The organism is Methylomonas sp. MS20 (assembly GCF_050275925.1).
Lineage (GTDB): Bacteria > Pseudomonadota > Gammaproteobacteria > Methylococcales > Methylomonadaceae > Methylomonas > Methylomonas koyamae_A.
Genome location: NZ_CP189962.1, coordinates 1,180,377 through 1,202,844 on the forward strand (window position 1 = coordinate 1,180,377; position 22,468 = coordinate 1,202,844).

At 57.9% G+C, this 22,468-nt stretch carries 26 protein-coding genes; 17 read left to right on the forward strand and 9 right to left on the reverse strand.

All coding sequences use genetic code 11. The annotated features are described in order from the left end of the window. The first annotated feature begins 23 nt into the window (after positions 1-23). The 11 genes from rsxA to ACQE3D_RS05295 all read left to right on the forward strand — a co-directional run bounded on the left by rsxA (position 24) and on the right by ACQE3D_RS05295 (position 8,767). Positions 24-605: an electron transport complex subunit RsxA gene (gene rsxA / locus ACQE3D_RS05245; RefSeq protein ID WP_064024198.1), complete on the forward strand. Its 582-nt coding sequence runs from the start codon at positions 24-26 to the stop codon at positions 603-605. Between the two features lie 11 nt (positions 606-616). Next, positions 617-1,150: an electron transport complex subunit RsxB gene (gene rsxB, locus ACQE3D_RS05250; RefSeq protein WP_064024196.1), complete on the forward strand. Its 534-nt coding sequence runs from the start codon at positions 617-619 to the stop codon at positions 1,148-1,150. An 11-nt stretch (positions 1,151-1,161) separates the two neighbouring features. Further along, entirely contained in the window at positions 1,162-2,676 is a 1,515-nt protein-coding gene (gene rsxC, locus ACQE3D_RS05255) for an electron transport complex subunit RsxC (RefSeq protein WP_313728814.1), read from the forward strand. Continuing rightward, positions 2,673-3,734, forward strand: coding sequence for an RnfABCDGE type electron transport complex subunit D (locus ACQE3D_RS05260; RefSeq protein ID WP_313728813.1), 1,062 nt, complete (start codon positions 2,673-2,675; stop codon positions 3,732-3,734). Before rsxC ends, ACQE3D_RS05260 begins: the two co-directional genes overlap by 4 nt. 8 nt (positions 3,735-3,742) lie before the next feature. Further along, on the forward strand, positions 3,743-4,480 hold the full coding sequence (gene rsxG, locus ACQE3D_RS05265) for an electron transport complex subunit RsxG (protein WP_083385532.1): 738 nt from the start codon (positions 3,743-3,745) through the stop codon (positions 4,478-4,480). A 41-nt stretch (positions 4,481-4,521) separates the two neighbouring features. Continuing rightward, positions 4,522-5,226, forward strand: coding sequence for an electron transport complex subunit E (locus tag ACQE3D_RS05270; protein WP_064024189.1), 705 nt, complete (start codon positions 4,522-4,524; stop codon positions 5,224-5,226). A gap of 12 nt (positions 5,227-5,238) precedes the next feature. After that, positions 5,239-5,502: an RnfH family protein gene (locus ACQE3D_RS05275; RefSeq protein WP_064024187.1), complete on the forward strand. Its 264-nt coding sequence runs from the start codon at positions 5,239-5,241 to the stop codon at positions 5,500-5,502. A 2-nt stretch (positions 5,503-5,504) separates the two neighbouring features. Beyond that, the gene (locus tag ACQE3D_RS05280) at positions 5,505-5,708 is read left to right on the forward strand and encodes a (2Fe-2S)-binding protein (RefSeq protein ID WP_313728812.1); all 204 of its coding nucleotides are present in this window, start codon (positions 5,505-5,507) and stop codon (positions 5,706-5,708) included. Positions 5,709-5,731: 23 nt separating this feature from the next. Then, on the forward strand, positions 5,732-6,196 hold the full coding sequence (gene bfr / locus ACQE3D_RS05285) for a bacterioferritin (protein ID WP_064024262.1): 465 nt from the start codon (positions 5,732-5,734) through the stop codon (positions 6,194-6,196). Positions 6,197-6,523: 327 nt separating this feature from the next. Beyond that, positions 6,524-7,825, forward strand: coding sequence for a sigma-54 interaction domain-containing protein (locus ACQE3D_RS05290; RefSeq protein ID WP_313728811.1), 1,302 nt, complete (start codon positions 6,524-6,526; stop codon positions 7,823-7,825). Positions 7,826-7,843: 18 nt separating this feature from the next. After that, entirely contained in the window at positions 7,844-8,767 is a 924-nt protein-coding gene (locus tag ACQE3D_RS05295; protein ID WP_313728810.1) for an HDOD domain-containing protein, read from the forward strand. 10 nt (positions 8,768-8,777) lie between these two features. Here the strand turns inward: ACQE3D_RS05295 and ACQE3D_RS05300 are convergent, their stop codons facing one another. The 6 genes from ACQE3D_RS05300 to ACQE3D_RS05325 form a co-directional block, all read right to left on the reverse strand. Continuing rightward, entirely contained in the window at positions 8,778-9,566 is a 789-nt protein-coding gene (locus ACQE3D_RS05300) for an elongation factor-1 alpha (protein ID WP_071154839.1), read from the reverse strand. Positions 9,567-9,642: 76 nt separating this feature from the next. Continuing rightward, positions 9,643-10,293 carry a c-type cytochrome gene (locus tag ACQE3D_RS05305; RefSeq protein ID WP_313728809.1) on the reverse strand — a complete coding sequence of 217 codons (651 nt, stop codon included), beginning with the start codon at positions 10,291-10,293 and terminating at the stop codon, positions 9,643-9,645. A 2-nt stretch (positions 10,294-10,295) separates the two neighbouring features. Beyond that, on the reverse strand, positions 10,296-11,915 hold the full coding sequence (locus ACQE3D_RS05310) for a cbb3-type cytochrome c oxidase subunit I (RefSeq protein WP_313728808.1): 1,620 nt from the start codon (positions 11,913-11,915) through the stop codon (positions 10,296-10,298). Then, positions 11,908-12,432, reverse strand: coding sequence for a cytochrome C oxidase subunit II (locus tag ACQE3D_RS05315; protein ID WP_064024177.1), 525 nt, complete (start codon positions 12,430-12,432; stop codon positions 11,908-11,910). The genes ACQE3D_RS05310 and ACQE3D_RS05315 overlap by 8 nt, the downstream gene beginning before the upstream one ends. A 9-nt stretch (positions 12,433-12,441) precedes the next feature. Beyond that, the gene (locus ACQE3D_RS05320) at positions 12,442-12,594 is read right to left on the reverse strand and encodes a hypothetical protein (protein ID WP_168031802.1); all 153 of its coding nucleotides are present in this window, start codon (positions 12,592-12,594) and stop codon (positions 12,442-12,444) included. Between the two features lie 162 nt (positions 12,595-12,756). Further along, a complete protein-coding gene (locus ACQE3D_RS05325) occupies positions 12,757-13,449 on the reverse strand; it encodes a thiopurine S-methyltransferase (RefSeq protein WP_281022474.1) in 693 nt (230 codons plus the stop codon). 396 nt (positions 13,450-13,845) lie between these two features. On the opposite strand from ACQE3D_RS05325, the gene ACQE3D_RS05330 reads away from it, so the two are divergent. The 5 genes from ACQE3D_RS05330 (at position 13,846) to ACQE3D_RS05350 (ending at position 17,988) form a co-directional block, all read left to right on the forward strand. Continuing rightward, positions 13,846-15,084, forward strand: a complete 1,239-nt coding sequence (locus ACQE3D_RS05330; protein ID WP_409521100.1) for a glutamate-5-semialdehyde dehydrogenase — start codon at positions 13,846-13,848, stop codon at positions 15,082-15,084. After that, the gene (nadD, locus tag ACQE3D_RS05335; protein ID WP_281022476.1) at positions 15,084-15,725 is read left to right on the forward strand and encodes a nicotinate-nucleotide adenylyltransferase; all 642 of its coding nucleotides are present in this window, start codon (positions 15,084-15,086) and stop codon (positions 15,723-15,725) included. The genes ACQE3D_RS05330 and nadD overlap by 1 nt, the downstream gene beginning before the upstream one ends. Beyond that, positions 15,726-16,061 (forward strand): ribosome silencing factor, encoded by a 336-nt coding sequence (gene rsfS, locus ACQE3D_RS05340; protein ID WP_064024169.1) that lies wholly within the window; start codon positions 15,726-15,728, stop codon positions 16,059-16,061. It begins immediately after the preceding gene. 90 nt (positions 16,062-16,151) lie between these two features. Beyond that, positions 16,152-16,832: a hypothetical protein gene (locus ACQE3D_RS05345; RefSeq protein ID WP_313728806.1), complete on the forward strand. Its 681-nt coding sequence runs from the start codon at positions 16,152-16,154 to the stop codon at positions 16,830-16,832. Next, positions 16,822-17,988 carry a flagella assembly protein FlgT middle domain-containing protein gene (locus tag ACQE3D_RS05350; RefSeq protein WP_313728805.1) on the forward strand — a complete coding sequence of 389 codons (1,167 nt, stop codon included), beginning with the start codon at positions 16,822-16,824 and terminating at the stop codon, positions 17,986-17,988. The genes ACQE3D_RS05345 and ACQE3D_RS05350 overlap by 11 nt, the downstream gene beginning before the upstream one ends. Here the strand turns inward: ACQE3D_RS05350 and ACQE3D_RS05355 are convergent. The 3 genes from ACQE3D_RS05355 to ACQE3D_RS05365 all read right to left on the reverse strand — a co-directional run bounded on the left by ACQE3D_RS05355 (position 17,985) and on the right by ACQE3D_RS05365 (position 21,476). After that, on the reverse strand, positions 17,985-18,476 hold the full coding sequence (locus ACQE3D_RS05355) for a glutathione peroxidase (protein WP_313728804.1): 492 nt from the start codon (positions 18,474-18,476) through the stop codon (positions 17,985-17,987). The two genes, ACQE3D_RS05350 and ACQE3D_RS05355, sit on opposite strands and share 4 nt — an antisense overlap. 63 nt (positions 18,477-18,539) lie before the next feature. Further along, positions 18,540-19,190 (reverse strand): hypothetical protein, encoded by a 651-nt coding sequence (locus tag ACQE3D_RS05360; RefSeq protein WP_313728803.1) that lies wholly within the window; start codon positions 19,188-19,190, stop codon positions 18,540-18,542. A 261-nt stretch (positions 19,191-19,451) separates the two neighbouring features. Further along, positions 19,452-21,476 carry a reprolysin-like metallopeptidase gene (locus tag ACQE3D_RS05365; protein ID WP_313728802.1) on the reverse strand — a complete coding sequence of 675 codons (2,025 nt, stop codon included), beginning with the start codon at positions 21,474-21,476 and terminating at the stop codon, positions 19,452-19,454. Positions 21,477-21,722: 246 nt separating this feature from the next. Between ACQE3D_RS05365 and ACQE3D_RS05370 the strand changes: the two genes are divergently transcribed. Further along, positions 21,723-22,454 carry a DUF5765 domain-containing protein gene (locus tag ACQE3D_RS05370; RefSeq protein ID WP_064024157.1) on the forward strand — a complete coding sequence of 244 codons (732 nt, stop codon included), beginning with the start codon at positions 21,723-21,725 and terminating at the stop codon, positions 22,452-22,454. Positions 22,455-22,468 lie beyond the last annotated feature (14 nt).

Below are 22,468 nucleotides of genomic sequence, written 5' to 3' on the forward strand. Positions count from 1 at the left end.
CACTACACAAGGTTCTTAAAACGATGAGCGAATACTTATTGCTGATATTGGGCACGGCGCTGGTAAACAACGTGGTGCTGGTCAAGTTCCTCGGATTATGCCCGTTCATGGGCGTTTCCAACAAACTTGATACCGCATTGGGCATGGGCTTGGCGACCACCTTCGTACTGACGCTGGCCTCGGCCGCGAGTTGGGTATTGGAGCACCGCTTGCTGTTGCCGTTCGACATCGGCTTTTTAAGAGTGTTGGGTTTTATTTTAGTGATCGCCGCCGTCGTGCAGTTCACCGAAATGGTCATTCATAAGACTAGTCCGGTGATGTATCAGGTGTTGGGTATTTTCTTGCCGCTGATCACTACCAATTGCGCAGTCTTGGGCGTGGCCTTGCTAAACATCCAAGAACAATACAACTTCGTCCAAAGCCTGTTGTTCGGCTTTGGTTCGGCATTGGGTTTTACCCTGGTGATGGTGCTCTTTGCCGGTCTCCGTGAACGCTTGGCGTTGATGGCTGTACCGGCACTTTTTTCAGGCACCCCCATTGCGTTTATCACCGCCGGCATTATGTCGCTGGCATTCATGGGATTTGCGGGTCTATACAGCAAATAAGAGGCGCAGCCATGTACGTTTTATCCGCGATAGTGATTTTGACCGCTCTGGGCCTGTTTCTGGGCATCAGTCTGGGCATTGCCGCTAAATATCTGAAAGTGGAATCCGATCCGCTGGTCGAGCGAGTGGAAGAATTAATGCCGGGTTCGCAGTGCGGCCAATGCGGCTTTCCAGGATGTCGGCCGGCGGCCGAGGCCGTGGTATCCGGCGCCGCGCCGGTAACCTTATGTCCGCCGGGCGGCACGGCCTTGGTCGAGCAACTGGCCAAACTGCTGGGTGTCGATGTCGACTTGAGCCAGACTCAGGATCAAGAACCGATGGTCGCTAGGGTCAGCGAAGAGACGTGCACCGGTTGCACTCGCTGCTTTAAGGTCTGCCCCACCGATGCGATCGTCGGCGCACCAAAACAAATCCATGCGGTCGTTGCGGATGCCTGCATAGGCTGTAAAAAATGTGTGGAAGTTTGCCCGACCGAGTGCCTGCAAATGCATCCCGTCGAAGTCACCTTGCGGAACTGGCGCTGGCCCAAGCCTTTGGCGGCGTAAGGAAAAAGTTTATGTTTGGATGGTTTGAAAATCCTAGATTACGCGGCGGCGTCCATGCCGAAGAGCATAAGAGCGAAACGGCGAAGCTGAGTATCGCCAGCGGCTTTCCGATTCCGAAAAAGCTCTACATTCCGGTGCAGCAGCACGTCGGCAAGCCCGCCGAGCCAGTCGTCAAGGTCGGCGAAAGAATTCTAAAGGGTCAACTACTGGCCTATAGTCAAGGCACCATTTCGGCGCCGGTTCATGCACCAACATCGGGCGTTGTCGCCGACGTGAAAGATTTTCCGGCGCCGCATCCGTCCGCGTTGCCGATTCGAACCGTTGTCATCGAAAGCGACGGACACGACGAATGGGCGCCGCTGGAAGTGCCCGACGATCCGTTTGAACTTGATGCGGAAACGATTTGCGCGATGGTCGGCTCCGCGGGCGTGGTTGGCTTGGGCGGTGCGGTGTTTCCGTCCGCCGTTAAACTCAGTCTGGGCCGAAAAAGCAAAATTCATACATTGTTGATCAATGCTGGAGAATGCGAGCCCTACCTGACCTGCGACGATAGGTTGATGCAGGAAAAAGCCGACGAAATTGTCGCCGGTATCCGCCTGATGCTGCGAGGCATGGGCGCGCCCAAAGCGATGGTCGGTATCGAGGACAATAAGCCGGCGGCGTATCAGGCCATGCGCGATGCTTGCCGGGATTATCCGAATATCGTGGTATCCCAAGTCCCGACCCGCTACCCGATGGGCTGGGACCGGCAGATGCTGCGTTATCTGACCGGTCAGGAAATTCCGGCCGATGGCCGAGCCGCCGATATTGGCGTCGTGGTTCACAACGTGGCGACCGCCCACGCGGTTTACAAAGCGATTTGTCTGGGTCAGCCGTTAATTTCCAGGGTGGTTACCGTATCCGGTGCCGCCGTTGCCCAACCTCGCAACGTCGAAGTGCCGATCGGCACCTTGATGTCGGAAGTGCTGGCATTCTGCGATTGGGATAAAACCAAAATGGCCCGCTTGGTGATGGGCGGACCGATGATGGGCGATGCGCTGCCTATCGCCGACGTACCGGTAGTCAAGGCGTGCAATGGTATTTTGGCTCTAACGGCCGCCGAAATCGAAGAGCCCGAAGTGCAACCGTGCATTCGCTGCTCGAGTTGCGTCACGGCTTGCCCGGTGGGTTTGCTGCCGTTGGAAATGGCTAGCCGGATCAAGGTTAACCAACTCGATGCCGCAGTCGATCTGGGCTTGAAGGATTGCATCAGTTGCGGCAGCTGTTCCTATGTTTGTCCTTCGAATATCCCGCTCGTGCATTACTTCAAATTCGCGTCCGGCGAACTGGTCAAGCGCCAGCAGGCCGATCACAAGTCGGAACAAACCAAACGTCTGATCGACGAACGCAATCAGCGAATGGAGCGCATCCGTCTGGAAGCCGAAGCCGAGGCGCAACGTGCTCAGGAAGCCCGCGCCGCCCGTTTGGCCGCTCAACAAGCGCAGCAGGCACAACAAGCCCAGGCGAAAGCGGAGGAAACCGTATGAGTGTAAAACCGGTTAGTGGTCCTCACGTACTGGCTACCCGCCGTTCCGATCAGATCATGCGTCTGGTGATTCTGGCGATGGCACCGTCCGTAGGTTTCGGCGTGTTGCTATTCGGTTGGCCGGCCTTGTATTTGCTGGTTGTCACGGTCTTCTCGGCGCTGGCCTTTGAAGCGTTCTGCCTGAAATTGAAAGGCGTCGCGGCCGGACCCTATTTGCGCGACGGTTCCGCGATCGTCTCCGGCCTGCTGGTGGCGATGACCTTGCCGCCGTGGGCACCCTGGTGGATAGGCGTCGTTGGCGCCGGTATCGCTATTGTGTTGGGTAAGCATGTCTATGGCGGTCTGGGACAAAATTTATTTAATCCGGCGATGCTGGCCAGGGTGGCCTTGCTGATTTCATTTCCGATCGAAATGACGACGTGGGCGAACGTATCGCCGCTGTTCACCGGGCCTGGCGTGTTCGACAGCTTCGCAATCACATTTTCGGGCTTAAGCAACGCTGATGCGGTAACCGGTGCGACCACGCTGGGCCTGGTCAAGACCGAATTTTCACAAGGTCACGTATTACCCGGCATATTGAGCGACTATTCCGGCTTCTTGGCGATGTTGGGTTGGGAGCGCGGTAGTCTCGGCGAAACTTCGACGCTGTTGATTCTCGGCGGCGGCCTGTGGCTGATGCGGCAGGGCGTGATCCAGTGGCATATCCCGGTTTCGTTGTTGGCGACGATTTTCCTGCTGTCCTCCGGCTTTCATTTGTGGGACGCCAAACATTACTTGAGTCCGTGGGTGCATTTGAATTCCGGCGCAGTCATGCTGGTGGCCTTCTTTATCGCTACCGATTACGTGACCTCGCCGAATACGCCGCAAGGACAGGTGATCTTCGGCGCCGGCTGCGGCTTGTTGATATTCGTAATTCGTTCCTGGGGGGGGTATCCCGAGGGCACCGGTTTTGCCATTTTACTGATGAACGCCGTGACTCCATTGATCGATCATTACATTCGGCCGCGTATTTACGGACGTTACCGTAGCGGTAAACCGCTAGACATTTCCAATTCCTGAGATTGCCGATGAGTTCCGATCCCGTGCAAAAACAAGCGGCTGGCGGCGAAGCGCTGGCGGCGGCGATTTCCGCAGGCAAAACGCTGAAACGTAAGCTGGCGGTCTGGCTGGAGCCCGAGAATTTGCAGGCATTGCGGCCGCAATTGCAATTTCAGGCCGGCGTTTTGGCGGGTTTCGCGTTATTGGCGGCGCTGTTGCTGGGCTTGGCCGATCTGGCCACCCGAGGCGTGATCGCGCTGCGATTGCAGGAAGACTTGCAGGCCAATTTGGCTCAGGTGGTGCCGGCAGATTTGCACGACAATAACTTGTTGGAAGATAGCGTGATGTTGGATTCCGCCGATGCGAATCTGGGCTCGCCGCAAACGCAGGTGTATCTGGCCAAGAAAGCCGGCGCGGTCAACGCGGTGTGTTTCAAGCTGATCGCGCCGGACGGATATGCGGGACCGATCAGTCTGGTCATGGGTGTGGACCGAAACGGCGAAATTCTGGGCGTGCGGGTGATTGCCCACGTCGAAACGCCGGGTCTCGGCGACAAAATCGAAATTACCAAATCCAAGTGGGCCTTGTCTTTCGACGGCAAATCGCTGGATAACCTGACCGTCGAACAATGGGCGGTCAAGAAGGACGGCGGGGTGTTCGATCAATTCAGCGGCGCGACCATCACGCCGCGTAAAGTCGTGCAAGCCATTCGGCGCGGTCTGGAATTCTATCGCGTCCATCAAGCCGAACTGCTGGCCGCCGAATAGCCGCATCCTGGTAAACCACGTTTTCGTTTCGGAGTGTATCCATGAATCTTTCGATATTGTTTTCCGAGCCCTACCGCAAAATCGCCAAAGACGGTCTGTGGGACAACAACGTCGTATTGACCCAGAATTTGGCCTTGTGTCCGCTTTTGGCGGTGACCGGTACCGCGACCAACGGGCTGGGCATGGGCTTGGCGACGATGGTGGTGATGCTGGCGTCCAATGCCGCCGTGTCGGCCAGCCGGCATTTGATTCCGGCCGAAATTCGGATTCCGATCTTCGTGTTGTTGATCGCGGCGCTGGTGACCTTGGTCGATTTGTTTCTGAACGCCTGGATGCACGAGTTGCATAAGGTGCTCGGTTTGTTTATTCCGCTGATCGTTACCAACTGCGTCATTTTGGGCCGGGCCGAAGCCTTCGCCTCCAAGCAGGAAGTGTTGCCGTCGATGTGGGACGGCTTGATGATGGGCGTCGGCTTCACCGCCGCGATGGTGGTGCTCGGCGCGATGCGGGAAATCAGTTCGGCGGGTACCTTGTTCGCGAATGCGTCGGTATTGCTCGGCGAAAGTTTTCAATTTCTGGAAACCGTGTTGATTCCGGAATACAAAGGTTTTCTGCTGATGGCGCTACCGCCGGGCGGATTCATCATGTTGGGATTCATGGTGGCCTTGAAGCGACTGTTCGATCGCAAGGCCGCCGAAAAACCGGTCCAACCGGCCGCGCCGATCGAAGCAGCCGTCGTCGAATAACCGAGGTCAACGATGAACGTAGGAGTTTGTTACGCTCAAGCGGACCGGCAAATCTGGATGCGTCTGGAAGTGCCGGAAGGTAGTACCATCGCCGAGGCGATAGAATTATCCGGTGTTTTGAGCCAGTACCCGGAAATCGATCTGGAAACGCAAAAGGTCGGGATCTTCGGCAAACTGGCCAAGCTCGATACCGTGGTCAAGGAAGGCGACCGGGTGGAAATCTATCGCAAAATTACCGCCGATCCCAATCAAGTTCAGCGGCGCCGGGTGGCTTAGCCATGTACGTCTGCGTTTGTAAGGCATTTACCGAACGCCAGCTTGATGCGGCAATCGCCAGTGGAGTATCCTCGCGTAAACAATTAACCAATTGTTTCGGGGTTGGCGGCGAATGCGGTAAGTGCAACCGGGAGCTTTCGCAACGATTGCTCGGCAAAGCATCTTCCGGCTGTTCATCCAGCATCCATGCCGTGACCAATCATTAAAACGAATCACCGGGAGAATCGACATGCAAGGCGATAAAAAAGTCATCGAGTTTTTAAACAAAGTGTTGGAAAACGAACTGACCGCGATCAACCAGTATTTTTTGCACGCGCGGATGTTCAAGAATTGGGGTTTGCACAAACTTAACGAAAAGGAATATCACGAATCCATCGACGAAATGAAACATGCCGATCGCTTGATAGAGCGGGTGTTGTTTCTGGAAGGATTGCCCAATCTGCAAAGCTTGGGGCGCTTGATGATAGGTGAGAATCCCAAGGAAATGCTGGAATGCGATCTTAAACTGGAACAACTGGCGTTGCCGTTGTTGAAGGAAGCGATTGCCTATTGCGAGTCGGTGGCCGACTACATTTCGCGCGAATTGTTGGAGCATATTCTGGAAAGCGAGGAAGAACATATCGATTGGCTGGAAACCCAGCTGGATTTGATCGAAAAACTCGGCATTCAAAATTACCTGCAATCGCAGATGTAATCCCTATTTCGCCTCTTCCATCCGACCGCCTCCGCGTGGCTGTATGGAAGGGGCCAAGCTTCGTTTTCTCACGTTATCTTCTTTCGAACCTCCCCGTTCGCGTAAAACCGGGTACCGATGGTGTTGGCGTTCGTCCGCCGTTTTTTCCGAAGACATTGCGGAGCGCTGATCGCGCCAACGGGATTTTTCCCAGCGCTCAGCAGAATCGTCGGTTTCTCGCTAAAATGACAGCTTGATTCTCTACCGGCCGGACCAACGAACGACACGCATGGCTTGTCCGACGTCCAAGGCCAACGATCGCCAGTTCGGTGCCCACTGAAAGGATTTATGCTGCAAAACGCCTTTACGCTCGAATCATTGCTGGAGACTCACGATCTGCCGTTCGTGATCATCAATGCCGATTTAAGGATCGTCGCGGTGAATCGCGCTTGGGAATTAAGTTTTGGCGTCGATAGGCAGCAGCAGGTTGGTCGGCCCTGTTGCGCCGATAGCGGTCGCTGCCGCCACCGGCAATTGTTTCAGTCCTTGGAAGGTTACGCGGGCGTTCATGGCGGTGTCGGTACCGTTCCGCCCGAGCTGTCGTTCAATGTACGGGGATTTCCGCTGCTGGATGCCGATGGCACGCTGTATTTGGGTGAAACCCTGGCTCCGATCAGCAAGCCGACCGGTGCTTACAGCGGGCCGACGATGATAGGCCAGTCGGCGGCGTTTACCCGCTTCAAATCCACGTTGTTGCAAGCCGCCGTCAGCCAGGCGCCGGTGATGTTGTTGGGCGAAACCGGTACCGGCAAGGAATTGGCGGCCGAATTCGTGCATCGCCAATCGCCGCGCGCCGACGCGGATTTCGTCATTGTCGACTGCACGATACTGGGCGAGGATTTATTCGAAAGCGAATTGTTCGGCCACGAGAAAGGCGCGTTTACCGGCGCCGCCGTCGCCAAAAAAGGCCTGTTCGAACTGGCCAACGGTGGTACCTTGTTTCTCGACGAAATCGGCGATCTGCCGTTGTCGCAGCAACCCAAATTGCTCCGAGCCTTGGAAAGCGGCCAGTTTCGCCGGGTTGGCGGAACGACCATGTTGAAGTCGGACGTGCGTATCGTCTGCGCCACGCACCGTAATTTGGCCGATATGGTTAAAGCGGGCCGGTTTCGCGAGGACTTGTTTTACCGGCTTTCGGTGTTTCCGGTGGACGTGCCGCGCCTGCGCGACCGCAAACAGGATCTGCCGGTGTTGATCGATTTTTTTCTGGAGCAGCTCGGCGGTCGCGACGGCCGTACTTATCGGCTGAACCAGCCGGCTTTAATCAAATTGCTGCAGTACGGATGGCCGGGTAATATCCGCGAGTTGCGCAATTGCTTGCAGCTCGCCGCCGGCTTGTCGCAAAACGGCGTGGTCTCGGAGGCTTGCGTGCATTTCATGCAGCCGCTGAACCAAGCGGCTGCGGTCGAAGCGACGGTCGCGGCAACGCCGGAGCGCAAGCCCTGTTTGAACAGTTTGGCGGAATTGGAAGCCGATTTCATCAACAGCCTGATCGTCAAATATCAAGGCAACCGCAAGTTGATCGCCGCCGAAATGAACATCAGCGAGCGCACGCTTTATCGCAAACTAAACCGTTTGAATTTGAATTAGGTCGCGGAGCATATCGTTATGGAAGCCAATCTTATCAACTGGACCTTAACCAGCATCAGCCCGCAACGCAACGGATTCACGCCGCCGCGCGACATGCGGGAGACCGTGGCTCAAATCAAGGCCTTGCCGCCATTGCCGGGTAGCGCGATGCGTATCTTGAAACTGACTTCGGACCCGCATGCCGACGCCGCCAAGTTGGCGGAAATCATCGAGCTTGATCCTTTGTTGACCGCTCAGATCATACGCTGGGCCAGTTCGGCCCTGTACGGTTACCGGGGCAAGATCACGTCGGTGCATGATGCGATAACCCGGGTGCTGGGTTTCGACTTTGTCATGGATCTGGCCTTGGGCTTAGCCGTATTGGCGCCGTTGAAAGCGCCCAAGGACGGGCCGATCGGCACCCGGATGTTTTGGACGCATGCGCTGGCCAGTACTCAGTTGATGGCCAAATTAGCAGCGGCGATGCCGGAGCCGAGTCGGCCGTCGACGCAAGCCTTGTTTTTGGCGGCGCTGATGCACAACATTGGTTTTCCGTTGCTGGGCCATCGATTTCCGGACGAATTCGCCTATTTGAGCGGTTTGATCGCCGCCAATCCCAGCTTGGTGGTATTTCACCTGGAAAACTTCGCGTTCGGCGTCAATCACGCCGAAATAGGGGCGTGGCTAATGAACGATTGGTCGATGCCCCGATTGGTAACCGACATCGTTTATCATCACCACAACCCTTGTTACCGAGGCGACAATTACATGCTGAATTTGCTGACTTTCGCAAACGACAGCTTGCTCGGCGAACTCGGGATCGGCGATGCCGCCAATCAGACCTGTTCGGAGCAGGCGCTCGAGCAGTTGGGCCTGACGCAGGACGCGTGCCGGGAAGTACTGGACAGGCTGAATGACGATCTGGCCAAGGTCGTCGCCACCGCCGAACAGCTGACCGAATAAGCTCGCGCCACTAGTCGCGCATGACCGCGTTGCGGCGGTCCTTGCGTTTCAACACGCCGCCCAATATCCACATTTGGTACATCGATACTGTCCACATGAACGCGAACGCCACGCCGAGGCCGGCACCGGCGAGAATCACCAGTAGCGCGAAATGCGGATTAAGCTTGGTCAACCACCAGGATGCGATGTCGATCAGTAAAAACAAATACGGCATCACCACGGCCGGATATTTGTACTTACAAGGCACGCCGGTACTGAAGCTGAAAATAATACCGACGAACATGAAGATAAAACTGATCCCAAACAGGTGGATGTGCGAAATGCGTATCAGCGATTGAAACGTGGCACCTTCATTGGAAGCGGCCAGTTTCTTTAAATTGTCGAATCGGCCGAAGTCCGGCAACGAGCCGGCGGAGGCGTTGTGGCACATCAAGCAGCGGGTCTCGACAATCGGCTTGATGTCCCGATCGTAAGTCGCTTCCTCGGCGCCGTCCCGCACCCACTGGATGATTTTGAAGCGTTCCTGGTCGGGGGCGTTGTACTTCATCGAACCGTTCAGTTTCGATTCCAACACCGAACCGGAGCGGTCGCCGTAATAGCTGTAGACGATGTCGTCCAACGACAGGCCGAATTTGCCGTCGGCCATCCCGTGAGTGAACAGGATTTGAATCAGCGCCATCAGATAACCGGCGCCGACCGTGGTCAGATAACCGCTGAACAGCAGTTTGATCGAGGTGCCGAAGCTGATCAGATTGATGCCTTTACCGGCGCGGTCGAGAGTAGGTGGATCGCAGTTCATGGCGGAATTCCGAGGCTAAACGAAAATACCGTCCGGCGCGTGAGCGCCGAACGGGCGAGGGCGATTTTCGCGCTCGCTATTGTTGACTATTCTGGTAGTACAAGCCAAGCGCCTCGATCTCGGAGTCGCTTAAGGTCTCGGCCAGAATCCGCATCCTGGCGTAGATGTCGTTGTGGCGTTCGCCGGATTTAAAGGCGCGCAAGCTGGCGGCCAGATAATCCCCGCTTTGGCCGGACAACGCCGGAACGTCCTGCGCTTGCCCCTTGCCGTCGGTGCCGTGGCAAACTTCGCACGGCGGCAATAAGCGCTGCTTGTCGCCGCGCTTGACCAAGTTTTCGGCGGTCGGGTAGGCGTCTTTCGCGTTCGCCGACAAAATCGCCGCAGGTCGAGTCGAAAACCACGCCGCCAAATCGGCAGCGTCTCTCGGCGTTAGGCCTTTGGCGATACCGTTCATCAGTGGATTTTGCCGGCTGCCGTCGCGGTAGTCTTGCAGTTGTTTGAATAAATAAGTCGGCAATTGGCCGGCGAGCGAGGGGTAGGTCGGCACGGCGCTGATGCCTTGCTCGCCGTGGCAGGCGGCGCAGGCTTGCGCCAGTTCCCGGCCTTTTTGCGGATTGCCGGATTCAACCAAGCTCAATTGCTCGGCGGTCCACGCCAGTTTCGACGAGGGTTCGGCGCAAACCAGCACGGGTGTCAGTACTGCGATCAAGCAGAATAGGTTTTTCATGATCAGACCCCCCATCTGCCGGAACCGAAGGTTTCCATCAGGAAGAATTGCAAAATCGGGTAACCGAACGCAATCAACATGAATACCGCGATGACCGCGTTCCACAATCCGAAACTGTTCAAATAGGCTGGTAAATCCCGGACCGGACGAATCGGTTCGGCGTATTCGACTTCACCACGGTAGGCTTCCGTACCGCACTGGGTTTTATACAGGTTGTAGAGCAACATGCCGGAGGACACCAGCAGGATCGTGCCGCCGAAGATCATCGTGACTTCGTAGGGCTCCCAGGACAAGGTCAGCAAGTTGTTGTAATTGACGCTGTCTATCCGCCGCGGCTGGCCTAGCAAACCCAGAATGTGCCAGGGCGTGGTCATGATGATCATGCCGACGAACCAAGTCCACAATTGGGTGATCGCCAACGACGGGCAATGCAGCGGCTTGCCGGTCAGAACCGGCCAGAAATAATAGGCGATCCCGAAATACATGATGATGGTCGTGCCGCCGAAGATCAGATGGAAATGGCCGGATACCCAGGCCGTGTTATGTACCATCGCGTTCATTGCATAGCTGGCGTTGACCAGGCCGCCGAAGCCACCGAAGATCAGCATCAGCAAGCCCAGAATTAGCGCCAACACCATTGGGTTGTTCCACGGCAGCGCGGCGATCCAGCCGAACAAGCCCTTGCCGCCGTTAAGGCGGCCGGCGATTTCCAGCGAGGCGATCACGGTAAAACCGGTGATGAAGGTCGGCAACGTGACGACGAAGGTGCCGATCGCGTGCAGGATTTTCCAGCCGTGGCCTTGCTCAGGATCCATGTACAAATGGTGGAAGCCTATCGGCAAACTGAAGACGACCAACAGAATGAACGCGGCTCTGGCCATTTCGTCGCTGAACAAATAACCGCCGGCCTGTTTGGGGACCAGGGTATAAAACGCGGTATAGGTCGGAATCAGCCAGAAATAGACGATGGGATGCAAGGTCCAGGCGAACAGCGTACGAGCCAGACCGGCGTCTATCGTATCTATCCAGCCTAAGGCCCACGGGATCAATTGAAATAGGACTTCCACCGCGACGCCGACGCTGGTCCACAGCCACAGAATCGCATTGGCCGTGGTGGCGAACATCGCCAACGGCACCGCTTGGCCAGGATGAGCTTTTTTCCATTGCATGTACATCACGATCATCGACACGCACCAGAACCACGAGCCGACCACCAGCAAGGTCGCGCCAATATAAAACAGCGGGTGGGCCATCAACGGCGGATAAAAGGTAAACAACACCGAGGCCTTGCCCAGCAGCAACGGCAGCGCGGCCAGCACCACGCCGGTCAGGGCAACGCCAAAACCGCTCCAAGCAAAACTTAGGTTCCAGATTGGCAGTTTCAGCGTGCTGGTGGCCACGTAGTAGCCGAAGCCCATGATGAAAAACGTCGTCAGTACAAAGCCCATCAGCACGCCATGGGTACTGACCGAGGCGTAATACACTTCCCGCGACTCCAAAAAGCCAAAGAAACCGCTACGTTCAATGACTTGGTACAGCCCCATCAACGCCGCCAAACCGAAGGCGGCGAACGCGACCCACAGATGGGTCAGCGCCAGTTTTTTCGCGCTTGCGTTATCCATGTTGTTCTCCCCCTTGCTTGGCCAGCGCGTCCCACTCGGCCTTGCCTACCACCTTGATGTTGCTCCACATGTGGGCGTGGCCCATGCCGCAATACTCGTTGCACAGCAAGGGATAGTCGCCGGTGTGGTGCAGTTCGGTCTTGACCTGGGCGACATAGCCCGGCACGATCATCGTGCTCATGTTGGTCATCGGCATGTGGACGCCGTGGATGACGTCCAGGCTGACCCAGCGGAAGGTGATCGGCGTTTCCGCCGGCACCGTGAGGGTTTTTGGGAAAAAGCCGTAGCGGCCGGCCACCATGCGCACCGTGACGCTGCCGTCCGGGTTGCGGCTGGCGCCGAGTTTGTCCTCGGCGAATTCCTTGGACAAATGCAGTTTGGCCGAGTCTATGGTTTCGACATTGCTCGGCGCGTGTATGCCGTGCAGCAAGGCCGAGCCGAGAATGGCCGAGACGAACACGCCGGCGATACCCAGCGCGACACCGGCCCAATTTCGTTCCAGTTTATCGATATGCATGGTGCCCCCTCAACCGATATGGCCGCGCGGCAGGAACACCCCGTAATACATCAGCAGCCAGGCGATCAGCATGCCGCCGCTGACGATCAGCATCAGCGCCCAGGTGCCGACCGGCGAGCTTTCCAGGATTTTTTTTCGTTCTTCTTCACTTAATCGAGTCATACCCATCCTTCCTGTTTAATTATTTTTAGGAATTGAGCAATAAGCGCCGACTCGCGGCCCGTCATTCTTGGCGATGACTATTCCCTGGTTATTGCAAGGGAGATGATACCCTGATCGCGTGCGGACGCAAAACGCCAAGGTGGCGCTCGCGTTCCAACCGCTTTAATGCGGGTGGGCGTTGAGGCGATACAGCTTGTAATCGACGAACTCCCCAGCTTCGGTCAGCGTTTCGGCATGGGTGAGCTCGATGTCGAAATGTTCGGCGTAAAGGTGCCGTACTTCGGCGGCGATCTCGGGGTGCGTGGCAACCGTTTCCGTGGTTTCGGCTTCCTCGGCGGTCAACAGAAAAATCTTGTCGGTATCGGGCAGAATGCGCTCCAGATGTGCGACGTAAAGTTTGCGAACCTCTTCCGGCAAGGCAGTCAATGCCGCGCGGTCGTAAACCGCGGCGACGGTGCCGAGATCGGTAGCGGTCAGCGAAAAATAATCGCCACACAATATCGTCAGGCGATCATGCCGCCACGCCACGAATTTGCCGATTTTTCGACGGCTGGGTTTCAAGCTGTTCTCGCGGAAAAACGCCGCGACAGCAACCGGGCTGAGTTCGATGCCAATCACTTCGTGGCCTTGTTCCAACAACCAGATCAGATCCAGGCTCTTGCCGCACAACGGCACGAATACGCGACTGCCCTCGGCCAAGTCCTGTCCGTTCCAAAAGCGGCGTAGTAAGGGATTAACCGCGGCTTGATGGAAGTCGTCGCGTTGGTCTCGCCAAAATTGCAACCAAAGCGGATTGTCGCGGGCGGTGGCGGCGGACGAGGAAGGCGTGGCAGGTTGCTGGGCTCGGTTGGACATGGCTGACTCGCTGTGCGGTAGGGTTGTGCTTCGAAAAGGTTCTGATCGAACGGGCACAACGCTTCGAGAGAAGAGCGATGCAGGCCGAAAAGGCGCTTGCGGCGGCGGAGCGACTGGGTCAAAAGTGCCCGCTGGGGTCAAGGGTAACACGCGGGCCGGCTGTCGTGCGGGAATTTGTCCGGTTTGGCGCGTGACCAAGCCGCGCTTCGATCTGAGCGCGGTCATAATGGTCGAACCGAGGCCGGCGAAATCGGTTTGTGTCGGCCGTGCGACCGCTGGGTTGAGAGGGCTGGACCCGCGCCGGGGCGACCGTTGGCCGCCCCGGCGCGGGTCTGGGTTATAATGGCGGTTTTTTCAAAATCAACGAGTCGTAACATTGTGGACGTAACCCGCTACATGCAGCAATTGGGCAAGCAGGCCAGACAGGCCGGTCGCGAGATCAGCAAGGCCGATACCGGCCGCAAGAATCTGGCCCTGGTGAAAATCGCGGAAGCCTTGGCCGCCAACGCCGACACGTTGATCGCCGAAAACGCCAAGGATTTGCAAGCCGGCCAAGCCAACGGCCTGGATGCCGCTTCGTTGGACAGGCTGGATCTGACGCCGGCCCGTATCGAAAAAATGGTCGAGGGCTTGACCCAAATCGCCGCGTTGCCGGACCCGGTCGGCGAAATCACCAACCTCAGTTACCGGCCGACCGGCATTCAAGTCGGACAAATGCGGGTGCCGTTGGGCGTGATCGGTATCATTTACGAATCCAGACCGAATGTCACCGTCGATGCCGCCGCGCTGTGCCTGAAAGCCGGGAATGCCTGCATTTTGCGCGGCGGCTCCGAAGCCATTCATTCCAATCGGGCCATCGCCGCCTGTATCGCGCAAGGTTTGGCCGAGGCCGGACTGCCGCAACAGGCGGTGCAAGTCGTCGAAACCACCGACCGGGCGGCGGTCGGCGCGCTGGTGACGATGAAGGAATTCGTCGATGTGATCGTGCCGCGCGGCGGTAAAAGTCTGATCGAGCGGATTAGCGCCGAGGCGACCATCCCGGTCATCAAACATCTGGACGGCATTTGCCACGTTTACATTGATGTCAAGGCCGATCTCGACAAGGCGGTGGCGATCGCGTTGAACGCCAAAACCCATCGCTATGGCGTCTGTAATGCGATGGAAACGCTATTGGTCGCCGAAAGCGTTGCCGGCGCGGTATTGCCCATCCTGGCCGAGCAATACGCCGCCAAGGGCGTGGAGTTGCGCGGCTGCCTGAAAACCTGCTCATTGATTCCGGGCGCGGTCAGGGCCAGCGAAACGGACTGGCACACCGAATATTTGGCGCCGATTTTATCGATCAAGATCGTCTCCGGCATCGACGAGGCGATAGACCACATCAACACCTATAGCTCGGCGCATACCGAAGCCATCGTCACCGAGGATTTCACGCTGGCCCGGCGTTTCTTGCGCGAGGTCGATTCCAGCTCGGTGATGGTCAACGCCTCGACCCGTTTCGCCGACGGCTTCGAATACGGTCTGGGCGCCGAAATCGGCATCAGCACCGATAAATTGCACGCGCGCGGACCGGTCGGCTTGCACGGCTTGACTTCGTTGAAATACATCGTGTTGGGCGACGGGCATATCCGCCAATAATGATCGGCGTTTACGGCGGCACCTTCAACCCGGTTCACTACGGGCATTTGCGGACCGCATTGGAAGTGCGCGAATGCTTCGAATTGGACGACTTGAAAATGATTCCGTGCCGGGTGCCGGCGCATCGCGGCGAGCCGGATGTTTCGGCGGAGCACCGTTTGCGGATGCTCGAATTGGCGGTCGCCGGCACGCCCGGTTTGAGCGTCGATAGACGCGAACTGGACCGGCCGGGACCGTCCTACATGGTGGATACCCTGCAATCGCTGGCGGCGGAGTTGCCGGGGTCCGGCTTGGTGCTGTTCGTCGGTGCCGACGCCTTCACCGGTCTGGAAGGCTGGTATCGTTGGCGGGACCTGTTCGATTACGCCCATATTGTGGTGATGACCCGGCCAGGCTTTCAACCGTCGGTACTTGGCGATTTTATGCGAGCCCGCCTCGCGGCGCGGCGGGACGAGTTGCGCGACGCCAGGGCTGGCAAGTTGTTTTTTCAAGCGGTGACCTTGCTGGACATTGCCGCGACCCAAATCCGCCGGATCGTCGCCGACGGGACGAATCCTAGATTTTTATTGCCGGACGCCGTTCTGGCCTATATTCAACAACATCAACTTTATCGAGCAAGCTCGACATCTACGGAAACCTGAATGCAAAGTACCGAATTAGCCCAATTGGTCCAAACCGAACTGGATCTGCGCAAGGCCCTGCATATCGCGACGTTGGACGTACGCGACAAGACCAGCATCACCGATTTTATGATCGTCGCGACCGCGACCTCGGCGCGGCACGCCAAGTCGCTGTGCGATTACGTTGTCGTGAAAGTTAAGGAAAACGGCATCCAACCGATCGGTACCGAGGGCGAGCAAGGCTCGGATTGGGTTTTGCTGGATCTCGGCGACGTGATCGTGCACGTGATGACCGGCCAGGCTCGCGAGTTCTACCAGTTGGAAAAACTCTGGTCGGTACCGGCCAAATCCGCCTGAGCCCGGAGCCGGCGCGGCCGATTTAAATTGGCCGTCCTCCTCAAGATTTCGGCCGGTCAGTCGATGACTAGGCTAGCCCGAGGAGGAACCATGAACACCCTGAGACTGCTTCAAATCATCCCGCTGTTATGGCTGGTGGGCTGCGCCGGGCCGGCCGGCAAATCCGCCGCTCTGTCCGAATCCAAAACGCTAAGCGCCAGCGGTATCAGCCGCTTCGACGACAGCGGCGCGCTGAACGTCAAGCAACGCTGGCAGCAAGCCCAGCAGAATGCCAAACTCGACGCCTACCGAGATTTGGCCGCTCAACTTTATCGCGAGCCACTGCCCAACGGTTCGACGGTCGGCGCCCAAGTGATGCGCGACGAAGCCTACCGCGTCTACGTCGATAGCTATTTGCGCGAAGCCCGTCCGGCCGACTACCGTACCGTCCGCGACCATCTGAAAGCCAGGCTGGACCTGACCTTGACGCCGCGCTTTTATCGGTGCATGGCCGGCGACGCGGGGCAGGTCGGGCAATGTCAGCAACAGGACCAAAAGCTGGCTTTCACCCGATTGGGATACCGGGAGGCTACCATGGTTTCAGCGAATCTGGCTTGCGGTAACCGGGATTGTAGCGACCAATACCACGTCAAGGGCTTTTCCAAACAACCCAATGTCGTCGATGATGTCTTGCTTGATGCCGGCATGTACGACAGCGAATGGACAATCAACACCGGCGCGCGTACGCTGTTGAATTATTTCCTGACCAACGGGTTCCTCAATGCGCTGTAACGGCTTTAGCCACGTTTTACTGATTTTGCTGTTGGCCGGTTGCGGCGGTGCCGGTACGCGAGACGATAGCGCCAGCGATTTGGCGGCCTCGCGACAGGTTAGCGCCGAGGGTAGCGCAGCGATTGCCGGTGCGAATCGCGAGGCGGCTCGGCGGGCCGCTATCGACAACGCGGTCGACGCGGCTTCGGCTCGGCTGCGGCGCGGCAATCGCGGCGACCAGTTGATCAGCGATATCAAGGTGGTCGACGAATGGCAGGACGGCGCCGTCTACCACGTGCAAGTGCTGGCAATGTTGGCCGACAGCGAGCGTTGCGCGTCTCCCTATCGCAAGAAGATTGTCGCGACCGGCTTTCCGATTATGAACGCCGATCAGCTCAGCGGTTCCGAGAGCCAGGATTTGTACAGCGGCATTCCTCGCGAGATCAACAATCGACTCATGGAAACAGGCGACTTTATCGGCCGCAACCTGACCAATGCCGCGCTGTACGCCCGACCGGACATCGCGCCGGAGTTGGTGCCGGCCGAGGGCAGCGGTGAATCCATGGTGTTGAACGTGGCCCGCCAGCAAAACGCGCAGTTCGTGCTGTCCGGCGTGATACGCGATTTTCGGATCGAATCCACCGAGTACGTGCGCGGCACCGGCGTGTTGGCCGATCTGAAATCGTTGGTCCGCGATTTTGTCGGTCGGCGCAGCGTCGGCATCGACGTATTCGTTTACGACGGCTTTACCGGGGCGCTGTTGTTTCAGCAGCGCTACACCGACTCCATCGTCGGCGATGTCAGCCTGCCGACCGGCTACACGGTCGGTAGCGACCGCTTCAACGCGACGCCTGCCGGCCATAAGATCGATGAGATCATTACTCAGGCTTCGGAAGACATACACAAAATGTTCGGCTGTTACCCGTTCGCTACACGGGTGGCGCGGGTCGAATCCGGCCGCGTCGTGATTGCCGCCGGGGCGCAAGATAAGGTCAAGGCCGGCGACAAATTGATGGTGTATCCACTGGCCCAGAATCGGGCCGATACCGGCTTGGGTGACCCCAGCGGCATTTTGACCATCGTCGACGTTAGTGCCGCGACCGCCGTCGGTCAAATGGACGCCGGCGCCGCCATTGTCCGGCCCGGCGACTGGGTCAAGAGTTTTCAGTCGCGTTAAACGGTTTCCGCCAATAAGGCTTCGATGTCGCCGCGCAAAGTCTCCGGAGCGGTCAGTGGCGCGTAGCGTTGTTTGACGCAACCATCCCGGCCGATCAGAAATTTGGTGAAATTCCATTTGATCGCTTCCGAACCCAGCACGCCCGGCGCGCTAGCCTTCAGAAATGCGTACAACGGATGTGCGCCGTCGCCGTTGACTTCGATTTTTTCGAATATCGGGAAGTCGATTTGATAATTCATCGCGCAAAATTCGCCGATCGCCTGGCTGTCGCCGGGTTCCTGGGCGCCGAATTGATTACACGGAAAGCCCAACACCGCGAAGCCTCGGTCTCGATATTCGCGGTATAGCGCTTGCAAGCCTTGGTATTGCGGGGTGAAGCCGCAACGGCTCGCGGTATTGACGATCAACAGTACTTGGCCGCGGAAGGTGTCGAATGCCAACGGCGCGCCGCTCAGGGTGACGGCTGAAAACCGGTAAATAGTGTCCATGGTAGCTTTGTCGATGAATGTGGGTGGCCCGGACCGGCAGAAGCCGGTCCGGGGCGTTGACCCTCAGGCCGGAAAACCGCCGGTTAGGCGTTTGTCCAGTTCGGTTTGCAACAGCGCCGCGTAATGCCGCTTCAACGCGGAGTCGGTCGGTTGCGGCGGCAATTGGGATTGTATATCGGACAGCAATTGCGTCAGTACGTGCCGTTTCAACACCGAGTCCTCGGGCAGCTGCGCTGATTTGGGTATGGGGCGGGCCGGCTGGTGGCCGGCTGCCGACGCCGGTCGCACTGCGGATGCCGTTTCGAGTGCCGCTTTTTGCATTGCGTCGTAGTGTCGGCGCAGCACGGAATCGGTGGGATAAGGTCTCGCCCGTTGCTCGCGCTCGGCGAGGCGCATCGCCAGATAATGGCGGCGCAGCACCGAGTCTTCCGGGATCGCCGTATCGCTTGCGGTATGCGGCAAGGGCACCGAGGAGACGGCGCCGAGGTTGACAGGCGCGGCGCTCGGTTTTGCAGGCTCGGCGCATGTCGGTTCCGCCGCGGGCGGCGCGTTCAGGTGTTGTGGGTTCGCGTCGGCTGGCATTGCCGAACCAGGCGTTGCAATTTGCGCGGTTTCCAGCTGCCGGCGAAGGGCGATCTTGCGTTTGATCGCCCAGACCAACAGACCCAGCAGCAATAGCGAAAAAATGGTTGAGACGACGATAATTTGGATCATGAGCTTTCCCCTGGTTATTGTTGTTATCGATCCGGAATGGACGTCGGGCCTGCAGTGGTTTCAGGCTGAGCTCGGCCCAGCGGCACGGTCCGGTTCAAAGCATCGTTGCGCTTCCGCGTTCCGTTCGTCCTGGTGCCGGCGTTACCTTGGCGGTAGCGCTTTCGGGGCGCGGCGATCGGTCGGCGGCTGGCCGGCCAATCGGGGTGATTTATATCATAAATCCTTGAAAAACTTATGAAGTCTATTTAAGTGGCGTCCGCGTCACTCGATCGACGGTACGCTCACTTGGGTCTGCCGGTATGCGCTGACAAAGGGCGCGGTATAGTTGGTCGTGGCGGTCTGGTCGGACGAATGTATCGACCCGGCCGGATAGCCGCAGGGGCCGCCGGCGCACTGCGTGCTCAGGGACGGCGACGAGAACAGCAGGATTTGCGGGCTGTAATAGCTCATGATCGTGCCGAACAGGTTGTCTATGCCCCAGGCGTAGGAATATTCGAACTTGCCTTGCAAGTTGCTAAACTCCCGGTCGTGGACGTTACCGAGCGTATGGCCGATTTCGTGGGCGAAACTGCCGGTGGTGCAATAGTAATTATCCGATTCCAAGGAATACCCGTCGCCGACCACCGCATAGGCCAAGAACGGATAGGCATCGCCGCCGTTGTAGAACCCCTGGTAGGCGATGCCGCACATCTGGCCCGACGCCAAATGGTAGAAGGGACGGAAAAATACCACCACATCGGCGCCGTAGCGGTTGCGCAGAGCCTCGACATTGGCAAACGCGCCGTTACCGGCGCCCAGATCGTCCAATGCGGTGTTGTCGAGGTTGGTTTCGGTATAGGCGCTGGCTTCGGTATGCACCAGGCGCAGACTGGCGTGGATGCCCGAGTCCCGGTAAGCCTGGTTGCTGACATCGACCAGATATTGAATGCGCTGCTTGGCGTAATCGGCGCTTTGCCCAACCGTGGTGTAGAGCACCATCACGTCGACGACGTTGGTTTCGGTGGTATTGCCGCCGCCGTTTCCGTTATTACCGTTATTTTCGGTATTGCCTCCGCCGGTCTCGTTCAGTCGGGCGGCGTAATCGGCTTCGGCTTTTTCGGCCTTGGTATTGGCCTTTTTATACGCGGCGATCTTTTTGTTGTAGGCGGACAGTGCCGATTTTTCGAATTTCTTGACTGCCTTGAGGTTGGTGTTGGCCTGTTTTTCAGCGGCTTTGGCGGCATTCAGCGCGGATTTGGCGCTGGCGACCGCCGCTTGCAAGGTTGCGTCCTTGGGTGCCGATTTCAGAGTCTGCTTTCGGCTTGCCAGCTCGGCTTTCGCGGTTGCGGTGTTTGCCTTGGCCGCGGTCAAGGCGGTTTGCGCGTTGGCGACCAGTTGTTGGTTATCGGTGTAATTGCCGTACAGATTCGTGGCTTCCTGATTCAGCGCGGTGGCGTCCGCCCTTAGCGACTCGGCTTTGGTTCTCAGGCTTTCGGTCGATAGGGTGGCCTTGGCCATTTCGGTTGGCGCCGGCAAACCCGACGGTTCGATATGGTCGCCGTCGAAACCGCCTGCCGTCAGGCCGGAATGCTGCAGGTCGACCAGCACGGCGGCCCCCCCGGCACCTTCGATCAAATATTCACCGTCCGGCGTGTAGAGATTGCCCATCAGTCCGGCCGCGCCGACGGACAGATTCAGCCGGTACCCCAGACCTTCGTCGGCGAGATGGCCGGTCCAGGTCGATGAGCCGTCGGCATGGTCGGTGCGGCGGTCGTGTTCGACTTGGTATTGACCGATCGGCAGATCGAGAAGTGCGCGGTCGCCGGCTTTCAATTGCCGCAACTGGGCCATTGGCAGCTCGACCGGCATGGCCGAGCCGGGTTTCAGGCGGCGGTAACGTTCCGGCAGACCGTCGACCTTGCGGGGTTCGATAGCGATGCCAGCGGATGTCGGGTCTACAAGGCCGTTGTGACGGCGGCCGCTGATCAGAACCGAGCGAATCGCGCCGGGTTCGCCGACCAGCGTGTAGTTGTAATCCTCTAACAATTGCGCCAATGCCGCAGGCCAATCGGCGGCGGCCAGCTTGCGATTCAAACGGTCGGATTCCAGGCCGGCGGCGATCCGGAAGCCGAAGCCGCCGCGATTGGCGATCGATGCCGCCGCCTGGGCCAGGGTTTGATCGCGAACCACGTGATAAATCGGATGCGGTGGTTCGACCAAAGTCGCGCGCGCGCCGTCGGCCAGCGCACTGGTCGCGCCGAGCCAGACAGCCAGAGAGAGGTAGCGTAAGTTTTGGTTGATTTTCATCCGCTGATAACCTTGAATGTGACGGGCTTCGCAATTTCTGATCAAGAATACCACAGCTCGGACTTCCGGAAAACCGATTGACGAAAGATTTAGTCCGTTAGGAAATAATCCGGTTAAAACCATAAAAAGCTGCAATAAATGCCGGGGCCGTGTATCGTTCCCAGGCCGAAGCCCGAAATTACCGGCCGAGGCGAGAGGAGGCCACCGGCGTGGCTGTTTTGTCTGACTTTTTGATACGGATTCACTATGTGTTTTAGCGCCGATATGTCGTTGGGCTTGGGCGTCGCGGGTTTGGCCGCGGCGACCGTGACTGTGCTGGACAAGGACGAAGCGTTTTGGGTCAGGTTGGCCCGCGCTTACGCGATTTTTCATTTTTCGCTGATGGAATTCATTCAGTTTTTCGCCTATCCGGTCGCCGACCAATGCGGCTACGGTACCAATCTGCTGCTTAGCGAATTGTCCTCGGTACATATCAGCCTGCAGGCCTTCGCGATCATGCCGGCCTTGGCGACGTATTCGAGCGACCCGGCGGCCTTGAAGAAGGCCTTCATCGCCGGGGCGAGTTTAAGCGGCTTGTTTCTGGTGTTCGGCCGGCTGCCGAACGAGTGGCAATTGTTCGGTTTGGAGCCCAATTTCATCGGTCGGATGAACTCCTGCCTGTTCATGGGCATTTATCATATCGGTTATGCCATTTCCAGCGCCTTCGGTACCTTGGTGACCCACGGTTCCTTGTTCGCGCTGGCGCTCAGCGGTTTCGTCTGGAAGCACAACTGGCGGATCGCGTCTTACCATTTCGGGATGGCGATGATGACGCTGTTCATGCCGCAATGGTTGTTCGGCGTCAGTACCGGCGAGGCGGCGGCGATGTATTGCTTTTATTCGATTCCGATCACCGCCAGCTTCATGCCGCAATTCAAAAAGTTGTTCGCGGCGCGGCCGGACGACTGGTCCGGTCGGTTCGCCAAGCAGCAATCCTGAATCGAGCCGGGCCG